At 58.2% G+C, this 17,834-nt stretch carries 10 protein-coding genes; 8 read left to right on the forward strand and 2 right to left on the reverse strand.

Going from position 1 to position 17,834, the window contains the following annotated elements:
* Positions 1 to 37 precede the first annotated feature (37 nt).
* From HUV48_RS09860 to HUV48_RS09875, 4 genes are all read left to right on the forward strand, one after another.
* Entirely contained in the window at positions 38 to 2,014 is a 1,977-nt protein-coding gene (locus tag HUV48_RS09860) for a sensor histidine kinase (protein ID WP_176267612.1), read from the forward strand.
* On the forward strand, positions 2,011 to 2,655 hold the full coding sequence (locus HUV48_RS09865) for a response regulator (protein ID WP_176267613.1): 645 nt from the start codon (positions 2,011 to 2,013) through the stop codon (positions 2,653 to 2,655). The genes HUV48_RS09860 and HUV48_RS09865 overlap by 4 nt, the downstream gene beginning before the upstream one ends.
* Before the next feature lie 794 nt (positions 2,656 to 3,449).
* Positions 3,450 to 4,322 (forward strand): LytTR family DNA-binding domain-containing protein, encoded by an 873-nt coding sequence (locus tag HUV48_RS09870; RefSeq protein WP_176267614.1) that lies wholly within the window; start codon positions 3,450 to 3,452, stop codon positions 4,320 to 4,322.
* A 112-nt stretch (positions 4,323 to 4,434) separates the two neighbouring features.
* A complete protein-coding gene (locus HUV48_RS09875) occupies positions 4,435 to 4,884 on the forward strand; it encodes a DoxX family protein (protein ID WP_176267615.1) in 450 nt (149 codons plus the stop codon).
* A gap of 682 nt (positions 4,885 to 5,566) precedes the next feature.
* Here HUV48_RS09875 and HUV48_RS09880 read toward each other — a convergent pair.
* The gene (locus HUV48_RS09880) at positions 5,567 to 6,316 is read right to left on the reverse strand and encodes a hypothetical protein (protein ID WP_176267616.1); all 750 of its coding nucleotides are present in this window, start codon (positions 6,314 to 6,316) and stop codon (positions 5,567 to 5,569) included.
* Positions 6,317 to 6,654: 338 nt separating this feature from the next.
* Between HUV48_RS09880 and HUV48_RS09885 the strand changes: the two genes are divergently transcribed.
* From HUV48_RS09885 to HUV48_RS09900, 4 genes are all read left to right on the forward strand, one after another.
* The gene (locus HUV48_RS09885) at positions 6,655 to 7,209 is read left to right on the forward strand and encodes a PadR family transcriptional regulator (protein WP_176267617.1); all 555 of its coding nucleotides are present in this window, start codon (positions 6,655 to 6,657) and stop codon (positions 7,207 to 7,209) included.
* Positions 7,210 to 7,335: 126 nt separating this feature from the next.
* A complete protein-coding gene (locus HUV48_RS09890) occupies positions 7,336 to 10,275 on the forward strand; it encodes a TonB-dependent receptor plug domain-containing protein (RefSeq protein WP_176267618.1) in 2,940 nt (979 codons plus the stop codon).
* Positions 10,276 to 10,921: 646 nt separating this feature from the next.
* Positions 10,922 to 11,770 carry a hypothetical protein gene (locus HUV48_RS09895; protein WP_176267619.1) on the forward strand — a complete coding sequence of 283 codons (849 nt, stop codon included), beginning with the start codon at positions 10,922 to 10,924 and terminating at the stop codon, positions 11,768 to 11,770.
* Entirely contained in the window at positions 11,767 to 13,035 is a 1,269-nt protein-coding gene (locus tag HUV48_RS09900; RefSeq protein ID WP_176267620.1) for a DUF4062 domain-containing protein, read from the forward strand. Before HUV48_RS09895 ends, HUV48_RS09900 begins: the two co-directional genes overlap by 4 nt.
* Positions 13,036 to 13,157: 122 nt before the next feature.
* On the opposite strand, the gene HUV48_RS09905 is transcribed toward HUV48_RS09900, so the two are convergent.
* On the reverse strand, positions 13,158 to 17,687 hold the full coding sequence (locus HUV48_RS09905; RefSeq protein ID WP_176267621.1) for a P-loop NTPase family protein: 4,530 nt from the start codon (positions 17,685 to 17,687) through the stop codon (positions 13,158 to 13,160).
* Positions 17,688 to 17,834 lie beyond the last annotated feature (147 nt).

The following is a 17,834-nucleotide window of genomic DNA, read 5'->3' on the forward strand; positions in this document are numbered from 1 at the left end:
ATAGTAAGAGGCCTCAAGCTGTGGCAAAATCTGGTCCATGGCAGGCTACCGCAGCAACCAGCGTTACTGGATCTTCGCCGCCGCGGCACTCGCGGTCTGGCTCGCGATGGGTTGGCCGTTCCTTCAGGAACTGACGACAGGAAAGATGCGGGGCTCTTTTCCCGTGCCGCCCCTCTGGCTGGTGCCCTACGCCATATTCGGAGTGACTGTCGTCGGCGCAGCGACGCCGAGCTCGCGGACGAGAGCGCCATGGACATTGATGTGTGCGCAGCTCGCAGCGGTCGTGGCCATGACCGCGATGCATCCGAAAGATCTGATGTCGATATTCCTCGTTATAATCGCCTGGCAGGTGGCGATCGTAACGACACCTGCCAAAACGCTTGGCTGGATAGCTTTGCAGACGCTGGCGATCATCGGGGTGATCTCTCAGGCTTCCGATACCCGCTTGTCCTACATAATGGTTCTGTCCTTCGTGCTGCAGCTCTGCTGTGTTCTCACGGTACAGGCGCTCAAGAGGGAGTCGGAAACGGCGCGAGCGATGGCAAGCGCGAACGAGGAACTAAGGTCCGCACAAGCCATTATCGCCAACAGGGTTCGGGATACCGAGCGCCTGCGCATCTCGAATGAATTGAACGACGCATGGGGCCACGAACTTACGGCGCTTGCGCTGCAGCTAGAGATCGCCAACAATGTCGGCGAGCCGCGACGAGCCATGGATCACGTCATGCAGGCGAAAGCCATCTCGCGGGTTCTTCTGAACAAAGTACGCGACGTCGTCGCCACTCTGCGGGAGGCCGAGTGTGGCAAGGAAAGCAACAGTTTCTGCGACGGTTATCAGGGCGCCCCATCCCGCCAGGCCGGTGCTCTTTCGCTCCATCAAGACGGCTATGAGGGCGAACGGCACAAGTGGGTTTTTACCGGGGCAGCGCTGGCTGTGGCGCTGACCTTGGGCTGGCCGGTGCTTCAGAGGTTGCTATCCGGCCAGTCCGCAGTCTCAGAAGCTTGGATCGTCGCGTTCATTGTTTTTGTCGTAGCCACAATCGCTGCGACAGTTCTGAAGGTTCGCTCGAGCATTCGGTGGGGTCTCTTATGCATGCAGGTTGCTTCGGTCGCAGCAATGGCCTTCGCATCGTCGGCGCCCATGATGACGGCGTTCCTCATCATCGTCGCGTGGCAAGTTGCGGTGACGACGGGCCCTACGATAGCGCTGAGCTGGGTCGCAGCTCAGACGCTGACGGTTGTCGGAGCGCTCGCTCTAACGCCTTTTCCCGATTTGTGCTGGGTGATCGGCAAGGCGCTTGCACTGCAGCTGCTATTCGTCTTTGCGGCACAGACTCTGCGAAGAGAGGAAGAAACGGCCCAAGCTTTTGCGCAAGCGAACCGAGAGCTGCGTTCCGTACAAGCGATAATCTCAAAGAATGCCCGCAATGTGGAACGGTTGCAGGTCTCGCGCGAATTACATGATGCTTGGGGCCACGAACTGACCGCCCTTGGTCTGCAACTCGAAATCGCGAGCCATGTTTCCGATGCCGATCGCGCAAGGCACCATGTCATCCAGGCGAAAAACTTGGCGCGCGACCTCCTCGGCAAAGTGCGCGATGTCGTCGATACACTGCGTGAGGTTGAACGATCCGGCCTGAAGGAGGCGTTGGAGACGCTGGCGCGCGCCGTACCTCGACCAACCGTCCACGTGGCCTTCGATCCCGGTGTTCAGGTAAGTCCCGAGCAGGCCCATGCCTTGATGCGTTGTGCGCAGGAAGCCATTACCAATGCGATCCGGCATTCCCAGGGATCCAATTTATGGCTCCAGGTAACCGCCGATGAGGAAGGCGTGCGGCTGGTAGCTAGAAATGACGGTCTCAGGAGACCCGTGGCGTCTGCTCCCGGCTCGGGGCTCCTCGGTATGCGTGAACGGCTTGAGAGTCTCGGCGGACAGTTAGCGATAATGCCGGGAGGCGAGCTGGGCTTTACAGTCGACGCGTGGCTACCGTCCATGACACCTGAGCTCGTATGATCAAGGTTATGATAGTCGATGACCAGACGCTGGTTCGCCAGGGTGTGCGCGGATTGCTCGAGCTTTTACCGGACATCGAAGTCGTGGGAGAGGCGCGCGACGGAAAAGAGGCTTTGGAGAAAATCCCGGACTTGGCACCGGATGTGCTTCTTTTAGATATTCGCATGCCCCGAATGGACGGCGTCGCGGTATTGACGGCACTTAACGCAGCGAACGCGTTACCGCCGACATTGGTCTTGACGACTTTCGATGATGGCGACGCCGCCGTTGCCGCCATCAAGGCCGGCGCAAAGGGCTTGATGCTCAAGGACGTTTCACTTGACGATTTGGCGGATGCCATTCGGTCGCTGGCCAATAACGGAACGGCATTTCAGCCTGCCATGACCGATAGTTTGATGGCCGCGATCCGCCGGGGTCCTGCGCCCATGCCGGACGAAATAGTCGCCGATACGCTGACCGTTCGCGAACGCGAAGTACTCCAGCTGATCTGCGGAGGCTATAGCAACAAAGAGATCGCAGATCTGCTGGTGCTAGCGGAAGGAACCGTTAAGAACCACGTTTCCAATCTTCTGCTTAAGCTTGATGCCCGCGATCGAACCCGTGCTGCTCTAAAAGCGCTGCAGCAAGGGCATCTGGAATGAGCAAACTTGCCGGTTTGCGAGAAGTGAAGTTCGTTCGTGATCGAAGTCGGTGCGGAATCGATGAGGATGACGCAAAGGTTCTAGCTCTCTGACCGCGTCCGAAAACGCCGCCAGCACATCGCCGTTATCGTGGTTAAGAGCGTCCAGAACAGCGTCGTGAGGATAAAGGGTAGCCATCGGGACTGGTCTTCCCCGACAAGTAGGCCAATCAAACTAGCCGCGCCAGCTACGGAAACTCCCGGATGATCGACGATGTAAGGAAAAGGCCACCCCGCCGCGGCTACGTCGCAACCCCCCTCGCATCCCATTATTTCAGGATAGATAGCAGTCGCTTTAGTAGAATGCGCAGTCGAAGTCAGCGTAGCAAGGAGACCGCACAGGACTACGAGTATCAAGCTGCGCAAGATCAAGTGCCCTTCATGCCATTGTTAAAGAAAATCAGTAATGGATTGGTCATTTCCTCGACACGTCTCATCCGTGCCAAGCTGCTGTTCGCCTACATACTGCGCACATGGTTCACACATTTTACTCGTGTAGCACGAGGAATAAAGGTCTACGCTCATAAATCGAGTATCTTGCTCATCCGTTTTATACGTTCATTCTAAGTCAAATGCGTGATGCTGTTGCGGCAGCGGAAGCGCGCCACGTTCAAATGTGAAACCGAGTATGGCGATTTAATTTACAGATCGAACGTCTGAAGGGCTTAATTTATCTTTCGAAGACCGCCCTTGGCAATCGGCACGCTGCTGTCGCATGGTGCGTGTACCGAAGGTTAGAACATGTAAGGATCAGATGTGAACCTGAGTCACGACGCGAATATGTTTCGGTCCAGGCACGAAGTAAGCCTGTTTCGCCGCGTCAACGTGAAAGCGATGATCCTTTTCTGGATCGTTGCCTTCGTTATAAATTCTATCCGCGCCTACGCAATGGACGAACTACCTTTCCATCTGGCAGGGGGTCACAGGATAGCGGCCTTCAGTTTCGCGGGACTGATGTCGTTTTTGCTTGCTGAAATTTTGGCCAGGGCAAGCGATTCGCGAACACGCATCATTTACGCATTGCTCGCGCTTGCCATTATGCCGTTTGCGCATTCTTTTTTTCTCAAACTGAGCTGTTCCCTCGCGCCTATCGAAGGCGTGGCACCAATGAGTTGGAGCGAATGCGTCGTGCAAGCGCTCATAATGACGGGTTATTTTGCTGCATGGATTGCAGCGCATTTTGCCTTGGCCAATCATAAGGAGCTGTCCGACGTACGCTTGGCCATGCGCCAGAGCGATTTTCATGCAAGAACTTTGGATACAGGCGAAACATGCAAGTTTGAGGCCGAGGAGGATCGCGAGCGCCACATATTTTGGGCGGCAAACGGCACGAAACACGTCAAAATTGAGGCCAGCGACATTCAATGGGTCCAAGCCAACGGTGACTACGTCGTCCTTCATACCGACGACATCGGCGGTATGATGCGGAGCACTTTGGCAAAACTGGAAGGCGATCTCGGCTCGGCTTTTCTCCGGGTCCATCGTTCCGCGCTTGTCCGCCGTGAGGCTATCGCTTCTGTTGTTAGGCGGCCGAGTGGAACTATCACCCTCACTTTGAAAAACGGATCGGATGTCCCGGTAGGCCGAAGCTACTCTCGCGGACTACGCGAGCTGCGGGAACGCCTCTAATTTTCAGATAACTGTGCGTTTGGGGATGTTCATCGTTCTCACGGGTCATTCGTCTTTCTGCCCGTATTGACCAAGGCGCGTCGGCGTTATTTGGCAGTGCGGGAGATGTACGATGCCCAAAGATACCACATTCAAGAGGCGCCTTATATTTTTGAGCGGCCTCGAAGACTATTCCGATTTCGTCCTTCTCGTGCTGCGGTGCGCAGCGGGAAGCTTCTTGATCTATCAGAGTCATGACAACGTTTTCAGCACCGAACGAATGGCTGAATTCGAGTCCTTCATGGATCAATTCGGATTTTCGAACACGGCAGTCTTGGCACCGTTATCAGTGTACGCTCAATTCATTGCCGGAATTTGCTTCATTGTCGGTGCTCTAACCCGCTGGGCCGGTCTGGTTACCGCGTTTAATTTTTCCGTTGCTGTTTTCATGGTGCATTGGGGGCAGGATGTGCCCCAGATTTGGCCGGCGGCAATTCTCGTGTTTCTGGGCGTCTATTTTGGTGTTCGCGGGGCGGGACGATACAGCGTCGACCGCATGTTCGAGGCCGCGCCAAATGCATAATGTTCCTCATGCCAGCAACGTCAGAGAAGACCGTAAGCGGACTGCGCTCCAGACAGACGCGAACCAAGTTTTTGCTGGATCCCAAATTGACCGCTCGCTGTGTCTTTCACCGCGCTCTTGTAAAAAATGCCTGTGATCCTCATGGCGGCCGATCGGAAAGAAGAAGCTCTACGGGGATCAACCGTGCTTTCGGCTGCCGATGCGCATGAGCTAGGAAGCCTTTCCTATAAGCATGATGCCTTATACCAGCGAACTTGTATCAAAAATACGATCGAGCGGATAACGCAGGTCGTCTTGAGCTCCGGCTACACGGTTCTTGAAATCAATCGTGAGCTCGACCGCTTTCTGGAGTGCGTTGGAGCTACGCGGAGCTCGTCCAGAGAGGAGCGAAAGCGTCTTAGCCAACAGATTGCCGTTTGGTTCGAACGTCGAGATTACGATTCTGCGCGCCGACTTACGACAGATGCCTTGTGCATGTTATTGCCCCATGTTGATGTTCGCAGGTTGGGCGCTTAATACTTAACATGTAAACTGCGCGTGCAACTTCTTAATGAAGTTACACGCGGTGGGTACGGGACCAGCTCAGGCCTATTACAAGACCGAGCGAAACGGTGCTGTTGATCCGCGCAGTAAAGCAGTAAGTGGCGTCCGAGTTTCGGTTTTGCGGCCATCGGCACAGATATCACGGCAAAGCGCGACCGGCCTTCACGTTCACGGTCTTGTAGAGGCCTCCCCATTCGCCGTTACCGCGTAGATGGGACGTGCGCCAAAAAGTCTTTTCTCCTCTCGATACGTAATGGCCGCGAACCAGATGCAGCCTTGGCGTCTCGCGGCTGGCGCGCGAACCAGCCCACTCACTGGCGTTGCTTGTTTTTTGACGCGTCTCGCCAAGGTGCATACTTACTTCGATGTGGTCGGTCGCCATTCTCGTTGGGGAACCCGTCCCCGAAGAGCCTGATGCGCCATTTCGTCGTTGCACGACATTAGGACTGCCCAGCAACAGCGAAAACGTAAGCAGAAAGGGAAGGTAAAACCACGTACCTTCAGCCTCAAGCGTCAGCATGTTCTGCAACGTCGCCGGACCTTTTTTAGACGCCTTGGCGACCCACCGGTCGTCCATGACGATGAAGGCATGTTGCAGGATGTGATCAAGATGGGGAAACAGGCGGTGGGAGAAATTTCGACTACCCAACGCCGATCGCGGCACGTCGCGATCGAGATCGAATTCGATGGTCCCCGGGAGCCGCTTCGCTGCACCGTCGGTCGCAGCGTAAAATGGCAACAATGTACCGCTACGCCCATCTTCGGAAGCGCGCGCGAGGCAGCCCAATTTGAGGCCGCTGATTTCAGATCCCGGCTCTTCCGGTTCGCAAAACCATTCTAGCCAGAATTCCGACGCCGGCAAGCGGAGCACGGCTTTTTCGAGAGACATCAATTCCGGACAGTCCCGGATCAGGTCAGCGCACTGCAGCGATGCGTCTACGTCAAGAACATAGCGCAGCGGACATGCGGCCACGCGCAAAGCGTCTCTGCGGGATACCCGCACATCGGAACTCGGTAGTACAGACCGGCTGTCCAAGATCCTCTGCATCAACGTCATAAACCGCAATTAATAATACGAGACGTATTAAACAAGGCTTTTATCGATGCTCGTTTCTGGGGGGTCTGACGGGCGCGTTCGCGATCGTCGAAATCTTTCGAGAGACATCCGCCCGGCTAGAGTGCATGCCCGCAGCCCAGATGCCGCACCAAGCCAGGGAGTTCTCGTGAATGCCTAGTCCGCTCACTCATCATGAAAGCCATATTTTGGCGATCATTCGGAAGTGGCAGCCGGTAACCGCTTATTTCGTGCGCAAGGCAATTCCTCGCAGTTTGGCATCGACATTTTCTGATAGTCCGGGAAGCATCTATCCCGCGATCGAACGGCTAAAGAAAAGAGAACTTATCGATACTGAACCGGGGCCAGATAACGCGCGGAAATCAGAACTACTCTCCTGTACGGCACTAGGCGAGGACGCGGTGCAGTCTTGGATCACGGCTATTGTTCAGTCTGATCTCTTGCCCGAAGACCCTTGGCGCACCCGAGTACTCCTATCAGAAGGTCTGTCGCTGCAGGACCGGCGGCTTTGGCTGCTGGCGATGCGTTCTGCCGTCGCCGTCGAACTAGACCGTATTCTGGCGCGAATAGAGATTGCAACCGACCGGTTCGAATTGGATGCCTTGGAGAACGCCCGCTTAACGAGCGATGCTCGCACGGTTTGGATTGATCGTTTGATAGCCCGCACCTTGACGGATGAACCTGACCAGAATCCGGAAGGACCGTAAGTGAACGTGTAACCGAGAAGCCACACCCGCCAACGCATTAGTACGAAGCGAACTATAAAGGGGTTTGGCGCCTTGCAAGTTTGAGATAGGACTTTGCCCAATCAACAGGTAAGGAATCTCAGACTTATGTATATTCGCAAAACATTGGGCCACCCTGGACTCTTGGCCGGGACGGCGCTGGCGATAGCCATTCAAGCATCTTCGCTCACGGCGCAGGAGCTGCCGGAAGAACAGACCGGCAGTGAGGTAGAAGGAGCGCCGATCGTAGTGACTGGTTCTCGCATTCCCCGGCCAGAAATTGAATCGGAAGTGCCGGTTGCGGTCGTCGATAGCGAACAGATCCTGCGAGACGCGGCGGGTAATGTTTCCGATGTCATCAACGAACTGCCCCAAGTCGGTATCGGATCGACGCGGACCAACACGAACTTCCTCACGTCTGGCACCGGAATTGCGACCGTGAACCTTCGCGCCCTCGGATCCAGCCGTACCTTGACGCTCGTCAACGGCCGTCGCTTCATCAGCGGGTTCGCCGGTGATTCCGCTGTGGATCTTAACAATATCCCAATCGATCTGATTGAGCGGTTCGAGGTCGTTACGGGTGGATCGTCCGCAGTTTACGGGTCCGATGCAGTGGCCGGTGTCGTCAACTTCATTTTACGCGATGAATTCGACGGATTCCAGGTTCGCGCTCAAGCGGGTATCACCGAGGCCGGCGATAATCCCCGCTATCTGGTCAGCGCCATGGGGGGGACGACTTGGGGCAACGATAACCAAGGTAATATCATACTCAATTTCCAGTATGATAAGGACGAAGGGCTGCGTTCAAGGAACCGCGATATTTCGGATGAGGATTGCGCAAATTTAATTTGCGGTCCTGCCTCATACAGTTCGTTCGCGCCGCAGGGTCAGTTCCAGTTGGTTGATGCCGGCGGCACGCCGGTCCCGATATTGCCCGGCGACGTCAGTACCTTCTCATTCAACCGCGATAACAGCCTTGCCTACATCTCCAATCTTGGCGCACCAGGTTATGGGTTCAATCGAAACAACGAGCGCTACATCTCCGTGCCTATTGAACGGTATCTGGCCTACGCTATTGCCAATTACGATCTTGGAAATGCAGCCGAGCTTTACGGCGAAGCAACTTATGCACGGGTGTTGTCCAACTCGAGACTCGAACCGTTCGCGCTCGATCTGCTCGGCGACATTTATTTCAGACCGCAAGATCCATTCGGCATTCCGATCACGAATGCATTTATACCCGACGATATTGCCGCCGCAATCGAAGCGGCCAATTCGGACGCCGATCCTTCGAACGACGTAGACGCGATTGGCGGCCGGCGGCGGCAAAACGATGTGTTTGACCGTAGCAACACCGTGAAGCGCGAGACGTGGAGAGCGGTCCTGGGGATACGCGGCGATGTCACCGAGCGCATCGGTTTCGACATCAGCTATGTGTACGGTCATCTCGTTGACTTTAACGCAAGCGAAGACATTGACAACAATCGCTACCGCAATGCCCTCGACTCTATCCGGGTAGGCTCAGGCAATGTCGTTGGCGTTGACATTGTCTGCCGGAGCGAGGAAGCGCGCACGGAAGGCTGCGTTCCGATCGACTTGTTCGGTTTCAACACAGTCGATCCCGCCGCGGCAGCCTACGTCCAGGCTGTGGTGCCAAAGTCTCAAGAGATTACTAACGAGCAGCATGTCGCAACGGCGGTGCTTTCTTCTGCAGATTTGTTCGATTTGTGGGGTGCCGGGGGCATCGGCGCGGCCTTAGGGATCGAATACCGCTACGATTCGACGGTGGATGATCTGGACATTCTCACCAATACTGGCGGGAATTCCGGAAATACCCTGCCCGACCTTGTCGGAAGCCAGGATGTTTTCGAAGTCTTTGGTGAGGTAAGCGTTCCCCTCATCAGCAATACTCCCTTCTTTCACTACTTGGGACTGAACGGTGCAGCGAGATATTCAGACTACTCCACTATCGGCAGTGTTTTCAGCTGGAATGCCGGTGCTGAATGGGAGCCGGTATCCGGTCTAAAGTTCCGGGGACGCTACGCAGTGTCCAACCGGGCGCCCAACAATTCCGAACTGTTCAGCCAGCCATCGGAAACCTTCGCTTCCGTAATTGATCCCTGCGACGGTGTGACGGCAACTTCCACCGGCGAATTTGATGCCGCGTGCCGCGCAATCCCAGCGATCAACTCGTTCTTAGCAGCGAACCCGGGGCAGGCATTCACCTACACGCTTGCCGATACGCAAGGCGTGAACGGTTTCATCGGGGGTAACATCAATCTGCAAGAGGAAACCAGCACAACGATCACAGCTGGCCTCGTGGTTGCTCCGGATCTTGTACGTGGTTTGTCGCTAAGCGTCGATTACTTCGATATCAGTATCGAAGACGCCGTTAGTACGGTCGGACGCAACTTTACGATTCAAGAGTGTTTGCTTACCAATGAACCCGTCTTCTGCGACCAGGTTATTCGCTTTCCTACTGGAAGATTGCAGACTGTGAATTCGCAGCTCATCAACATCGCTGGTTTTGATGTTCGCGGTGTCGATGCGCAACTGCGCTATCAAACCGCTCCTGGTTTCGCTGATGACGATTTCTTTTCGGCTAATATTAATTACACATATTTGATCGATTTCATCACGCAGAGTGATCCATCTTCGGACCCAGTCGACAATGCAGGTACATTCGGCGCGTCATTCTCGACGCATCGCGCGTCAGCCCGAGCTACGTACGGAGTAGAAGGTATCAGCTTGAGCTGGCAAACCACTTTCTTGAGCGGAGCGCCGTATATTAATCCGGATAACTTCATTAGTAATAATCCGGACGTAGTTGCGCTCAATGATATCGATGATTATTTCTTGCACAATGCGCAGATTTCGTTTGACCCGAACGACGACATAACATTCTATTTTAATGTCGATAATATTTTCGATACAAAGCCTCAGTACCTGCCAGGTACTCCTTTCGGTACGCCAACTGGCTTGGAGACGGCACCTGATTTCGACCTTTTTGGTCGTCGTTATACTGCCGGCATCAGGGCGAAACTCTAATTCGGACGGGAAGGGGGAATCCCCCTTCCCGCCAACCCGACCATCACAGGGATGACTGCTGAAGCGAGTTTCATTGCCTTTTACGTATTTGGGAAGTGTATCCCGATGAACAACGTCTGATATCGAGCCGGTGTTTATGCGTTGAGAGCGATTTGCTCTTGTTCTGGACGCTGCCTACGAGAATGTGACCGAGGTGGTTTCACGTTCGGCAAACTGGGCCTTCGGCGGGGCGGATCGGCCATACCGTCGACAAGCGCTTGGCAGATTACGAAGCATCAGGCGCATTCGCCGGACCCTCTGCGCAGGATCAGGCCCCGTTGCCGATGGCTATCGGCGGCGTCGGCGTCTTTGCGAGCGCCGAGGTAAGTCAGCATACTCGCACCGGCGCGGACATCATCGCTCTGTTTACCGGGCGTAGCGCTCGATTTGAGAGTGCGGGCAGCAAGGGCACTTTGGTTCGGTTATGCTAATTGCTTGCCAAAACCGGAATGGCCGCTTCCGGCCCAGAAACGGCCGCTATGATAGGCTGTCACTGAATGACTGAAATTGGGCCGTTAGCGGAATGGCTAGTTTCGGGATGGCAGCCCACGATAGCAGCCGTAAAATAATATTGCTCCGCACAGGGCGCCTATGGGATTGCCGCCACATGAATATCGAAGAACAGCTGCTAGCGGCGTCGATTCGCGAGACCTTCGGTGACGCCGACCGTGCGCTTGTTAAGTACGAGTACGTGGCCAGCGGCAATACGAGCGACAACGTTGAGGATGGCGATCACTCCGACGATTTGGAGGACGCCACGGAGTACCTCCGCTTCCTTGTCGAAAAGGCATACCGCGACACCGCCATACTGGCTGAGCGGCTCGGCCTTCCCGCCTACCGCAAGGACATCATGAACAAGATGCGGTCCTTCCCTAACCTAGCGGATGCCGGTCCAACCCGGTGGGATCCCGGCTTTCACAGTCCGCCACTTGCTGCGGCGAGGAGCCTATATGCCTCGCTCGCCGCCATGACAGAAGGTCGTGCGGTCACCGGGCTCGGCGTTTTTGAGACCATACTGTCGAACACGCCGAAAATCATCGGCCAAGCAGAGGTTGAGCCGTCAAAGGAGGCGGACGTGCAGCGCGCCGTGCTCTTGGTCCTGCGGCACGCATTCCGGGATGTTGTGCCGGATATTCACCTCGGCAAGAACGTCAAGGTCTACAAGCCGGACATCGGCGTGCGGTCACTTATGGCAGCTGCCGAGTACAAGTTCATCGACTCCACCACCGAGGCCAAGGCTGCGCTGGACGGCATCTATGCCGACATGCGCGGCTATTCGGGGCATCATGAATGGCGCAGCTTCTATGCGGTGCTTTACATGACCAAGCCGTTCTTCACCCAAGCGGACGCCGAAGCCGAATTCGAACTGGTCAAGGCGGACCTCAGTTGGAAGCCGATGGTGATGGTGGGACCGGGGGCGCGGTCGAAGCAGCGGGCGAAAGGCACGGGCGCATGAGCATCGCACCGGACCGTCCGACCATTTTCCTGTCATCCACGGTGCATGACTTCAGCGACCTCCGAAGCGCGCTGAAGGACTACTTGGAAGCGCGCGGGTGCCGGGTCCTTGCGTCCGAGTTCACCGACTTCACCCGGCCACTCGACAAGCACTCTTATGACGCGTGCCTTGAAACGATTGAGCAAGCCGACCTCTTCGTGCTTTTCATCGGCCGACGCGTCGGTGGCTGGTTCGACGAACCCGCCAAGATCAGCATCACGCGCGAGGAGTACCGGCACGCCTACAAGTTGGCGGAGCGGTCGAAGATCAAGATCCTGTGCTTCGTTCGCTCAGAGGTCTTCGACCATCGGCAGAGCGTGCGCGATTTGGAGAAGGCGCTGAAGGCGGATCCCGCTTTGAGTGTCGAACAACGCCATCGGTTGGCCAACCACCCGACCATGGCGATGGACAATGCCGAGGCCATCATCTCCTTCATCGACGAGGTGACGCGAAATGGTGAGACGATCGCCGCGTCGAAGGGGCTGGCGACCGCGCCGATCGCGAACTGGATCTCGCCGTTTACTACCTTCACGCAGGTAAGGCAGGCGGTGGACCCACTGATCGCCCACGGCCTTACCGTCAGCCAGGCTGCCGGACGCAAGGCCCTTGAGGTTCAGGTCGTCCAGCTGCTGCAGGGCGTCGCGCCTTTGATCAACGGAAGCGCGATGAACCCGGTCAACACCGTACTCAAGATCCGGCGCGAGTTGGACATCAAGGCGGAGCAGTTGACGGCCACGATCAAGGTTCCGGAGAAGTTGTGGAGTCAACTCGTCTTCGCCGCGACCCTGGCCACGGACGGCGGCGTCGACCCCTCGCCGCTTCTTGGAGCGCTTGGCTCAGATCTACTACTCCAGTACGATCCCGCCAGCGGTAGCTATCACCAAACGGAGGAATACCGACTGCTTGCCAGGGTCGTCGACCAGGCCCGCAAGTTGGCTCGTTCGGCTGGCATGGATGGTGCCGAGCTCTTCAAGCACGGTCGGGCGGCGGAGCCCGACGGCACGCGCCACGTTCCGGCCCACATGCTGATCTCGTGGATTGACCGTATGTTGCGCTGGGTCGACCTAATCGGCTCTGCACGAGCACTGGCCGCATCGCTGGGCGGTCAGCCGCTGGAGTTACCACCGGCCGTACCGCAGTCTCCAATCATTGATCAGGAGCAGCAACTGCAGGCCGAGGCTCCTACCGAGGAACAAATCAGGGCATTCGTCGCTGGCCAACAGTGATCGAGGCGGGTGCGGGCTGGCGTACGCGCGGACGTTGAAGGTGCTGCGTTACGGACCAAGCTCCGAGACCCGAAGCGTGCACTTTGCGTCACTTGAGCATTCTCGATGACGCCCGTGCAGCGCTAGCCCGAGGCGAGGAACTGGGCGAGTTGCTCACCGCGCGGGCTCTTCTCTTCGAACCTGAGCTTGCCGCAGATCTGGTCGCCGCGCAGCCGGTAGATACCCCAATATTCGAGCATGCCGCCCCAGCCGTTGCTGTGGCGTTTGCCGCCATGGGCGCTTTTTTCGCCGCTGAACGACCAGACGAGTTCGAGATCTTCGCGTTCGAGGCAGGCGAGCATTGCGGCCCGGTCGACTACCGCCGCGCTGAAGCCGGGCTCTTCGGCCGAGGGGTCCTTGAAGAGGATCGTGCCGCCGGCATCGGCATAGAGCAGTGACCGGCCTTCGGCGAGCCGGAGACCCAGCCCGTCCATCAGCGCGGGGGAGGGCACGGTCAGATTGAAGCTGTTCTGAATCGAATAATCGTGACCCGAACGCTCGATATACCAGTCCCCGATCGTCGTCATGACCCCGATCGGCGATCTTTTGCCTATCTTCCAATCGCCCCGCGAGCTCGCGGCGGACGGGTGCCAGCGATACTCGCCGAGATACATGCCGCTAGACACGTCGGTTTCGGGCGGATGGTCGCGATCCCCAGCATCGCGGACGAGCAGCCTTTCCAGCCGGTCGGCATCGGCTGTGGAGACGAGCAGCGATTTGACCTTGTGCCATGTCATGCGATGGATGACGCGCTCGCCATCGATCACCACCCACTGGTTGCGGCCGACATTGGCGTCGAGCACCAGCCAGCGCCGGCCCTCGGGATCCGTGACGTCGATCTCGCGGACCGGATCGGGCATGTCGCGCTGCCGGTCGCTCATCCAGGCGATCCTGGCGGGCGGCGGATCGTGCCACCAGCGGACGGCGAGTGGCGACCACCATGTCGCCCCCTGGCGATCATTGTCGCGTTGCTCGGTATGCGTGACCAGCACGGTCGGGTCCATTTCGCGCATGCCGACCTGCCATGGCCCCTCATAGGGCTGGGGCGGATAGCGCCAGTTGCCGTCGACTGCATAATAGTCCGACAGCCGCCCGGTCAGTTCGTGCAGCGCGATCCATTGATACTTTTTGCCGATCCGCTCGATCCGGTGTTCCATCCGTCCGTGATTATGCACGTGCCGGTCGAAGGCGCTGAAACGTTCGGGGGTCCAACCCAGATCGTGTGCGCGCCACGCGACCCAGCGCCGCGCCCCCATGCCGGTATGATCGGGGTGCGAGCCAAACGAGTCCGGATCCCACATCGCGCGCTCGACATAGCCGAACCCGCGGATGCGGAATTCCTGCTGCCCGGCTTCGTCGAGCAGCGCTTCGAACGCCGCGAGCGCCAGTTTGTGCTCGCTCTCGGCGGTTTTGCGCGCGTCGCGCTTACCCGGACGCGCAGGGCGCGCCGGCCTGTCGAGGAAGTCGAAACCGAGCGGGTTGTCGCGCAGGTCCTTGACCGTCGTGACCAGGCGATCGAGCGCTGCGACGCGCTCCGGGAAGGGTGCGATGACACTGGCGCGCCATTCCTCGTAGATGTCGTCCAGCGGCCGCCCCACATCTTCACGCGGCAGCAGCAGAAAGCGTCCGGCGAGCGGATCTATCTCGTAGCGGGCAAAGTCGCCATCCTCGATCGCCGAACTGCAGATCTCGTCGCGCAGCTTGGTGCCGCCATAATCCTCGACGAACGCGGCAAGGGTTTCGTCGGAGATCTCCTCGAGCGGAACCCCCGGGCCATAGGGCGGACGCGCACGCACAAGATCGAGATCCGCCGGCAGGACGCCGCGGGCGGCTGCGAGCTCGACCAGCCCACGGGCATGGTCGCGGATCAGCGCATGGAGCGGCATGGGGCTACGGTCGAACACTGCCGCGAACGCCGCCCGCGCCAGCTCGGCCAGACCATCGTCGGAATAGCTTCGCGTGGCCCCGCCATAGGCGGCCGCCAGCACGCGGTCGACGACATAGGGATCGTCGACATCGGCGAAGTGTCGAACCATCTGTACAACAAGAACGCGCCGCGTGACGAACAAGGCGGCGAGCGCCTTGGTCGCCATGTCGCGGACATGGCGATGGCTCAGACTGGTCAGCCAGCCGAGGGTCAGCGCAACGAGACGGGCGCGTTCGGGCTCGAGCGCTTCGAGACCGTTCGACATGGTCCACTCAATCAAGGTCGTGATCGGGCTGTCGGGTTCGTCGGCAATGCCGGTCGCGGCGGTCGACCATTCGACATCGCGCTCGGCCAAGGTCATCGGGTGTAGTTTGCGATCGAGATGATCGGCGTTGAACGGATTGTCGGGCTCGGTCGCAACCGCCAGCAGAATCGAGAGCAAAGGGTCGCTCTGATTGCCTTCCGATAGATCCTCGACCAACTTGAGTGTGCGCTCGGTGAACACCGCCTGATTGCGCCACAACAAGCTTTGCTGGAACGCGTGCGCGACGCTCCATCGCTCCCATTCGTCCTCGATCAGGTCGGGCAGTTCGCGGGCGTAGCGCTCCGGGATCTGAACGGCGAAGGCTTCGGCAACCCCAGCGAACCGGTGCGCGTCTTGGCCGATGATATAGCCGCGAAGCGGGCCGTCCGTCGCAAAGGCAAGGGCCGGATCGCCGCTTCCGACCTTCTCGTCGAGCAGGCGCTCGGCGATGCGATGATCGCTCAGTCGCTCGAACGTGAAGCGCACGAGTTCGATCAGCACGCCGTTTTCGTTGACGGGTTCGACGGCGAGCACGCCTTCATTCTCGAACTGGAAGAACAGGCTTTGCTCATGACGCCCCTGCGACGGATGGATCGCCTCCAGGAGCGTCAAGACCTGGTGGAGTGGCAGATAGCCGCTACCGGCTTCGACCATCGCGTTCGTCAGCGTCTGCAAAGCGCCTTCGACAATCGCCGACCTGGAGAACAGACCCATCTTGTGGTTGAGCGTGGTCGCGATGGCCCTGAAATAGAACTCGAAAATACTCGAAATGCCGGCGAGGCCACGCGGGAACTCGCGCTCGCCGGTCAGGTCGAGCAGATCGCAGCAGGTTCTCAGAAACAGCGGATTCTCGAATTCCGGCGCCAAATGCGGCGCCGCCATCCGGACGATCCCGCGCTGGTCCAGGTATCGACGCGCCGCTTCGGCCGCGCGGCCGGCAAAGCCTGGATGGGCGATGCGCGGAAGTGCGGCCTCGTCCAGATGGTCGCTCACGACATACGGCAGGAACGTGGTGCGGCACGAAACGAGAATACCGATCCGGGGATAGGCCGTCGCGGTTTCGAGGAACGCTGCCAGTCGTTCGGACCAGACTGCAATACCCTGCCGCTCGTTGATGGCATCGACCATGACCAGCGCCCGGGTGCCTGCCGCTTCGGCTGCGGCGTCCAGCGCGCCGAGTATTTCGGCCGGGGTGGTCGTCGTGAGCCCGATCAGGTCGGCGATCTGCCGCCAGGGCTCGGCGTCGCTGAACGAGCCGCCGAGAACGAGCAGCGCGGGAAAGCCTTGCGCGATGTGATGCTTGGCGACGTCAGCCAGAAGGTGTGATTTGCCGACACCGGCCGCGCCGGTGAGGAGAAGCCGACGCGGATTGCCACAGCGGTTTTCGGGCGAGCTTATCTCTTCTTCTATCTCGCCAATGACTTCGTGCAGCTTGTCGGCGAAATAGACGCCGTGCCGGATGTCGTTATTGTCGCCGCTCGGAGAGATGCGCAGATCCCAGATTTTCGCGGCGCATGTGCCGAGCGTCTCGCGCGTGGCATCGAGCATCGTTGCCCAATCCTCGAACGGCAAGGTGTCGAGGGTATCCAGTGACGTCGTCCGGATCGCCCGGCTAACTGCGTGCAACTGATCCTCAAGCGTGCTGACGAGCGAAACGTCACCGTCCGCCAGTGCCCGGCGCATATGATCGAGCGTCGAATGCGCCGTCTCGTCGATCTGGTCGGCCCAACGCTCGACTTTGCGCAGAAAGGCGGGATCGCGGGCAAATGCCGTCAGCGCCTGCCGGATCGGCAGATCTACGTTGAGTTCGGGAGTATAGCGCTTGCCGAGCGCAGCGCGCGTGATCGCGAAGCGACTTTCGAACCAATCGTTCCCGAAATGGACGGCGTCAAACCAGTAGGTCCGTCGGCCGACATACAGCGGTGTGTTGCGGGAGAGACGTTCGGTCAGTTCGAACGCACTCCACGGAACAATCTCGATCTGGCGTGGCGCGATAGCCGCCGCCCGCGCGGCGACCCAGTCGTCCCATCGATCCTTTTGCGACTTCTGTTTGCCAACCCTTCCGTCCGAAAAGTCGAACGGTACGCTGACGATGTAGCGGTTGAGTCGGGGATGGCTGGCAACTGCCTGGTCGAATGACTCGGTTAGCTGCTGCGCCTGCGAATTGCCGAATTCGAAAAAGTACTTCGCCTGCCAGGCGGTTTCGCTTCCGTCCGCGTCGACGCGATAGCATTCGACGCCGGCATCGGCGCCAACTCCCTTTCGATGGAACGGCGTGCCCGCAGGGGTCTCGAGCGCTGCGAGCTGAGAAACGAGTTCCTCGAACGCGCTGTGCTGGCTTCCACGGTGGGAACGGATGGTGCGGAAATCTATGGCAGGCATATGCTCTTGATGAATCATTCGCGATCTCAATGGCAAGAGCAAGCGCCAAGAAATGATGGTAAGTCCAATCATTCAGACACCGCCTCGCCAGCGCCTCAGGGCGAAAAATTTGCTCTTTTTGTCGATTATGGTTGGCTGCAGGAGGTC

The sequence above is a fragment of the Qipengyuania atrilutea genome (assembly GCF_013370205.1).
Taxonomy (GTDB): Bacteria; Pseudomonadota; Alphaproteobacteria; order Sphingomonadales; family Sphingomonadaceae; genus Actirhodobacter; species Actirhodobacter atriluteus.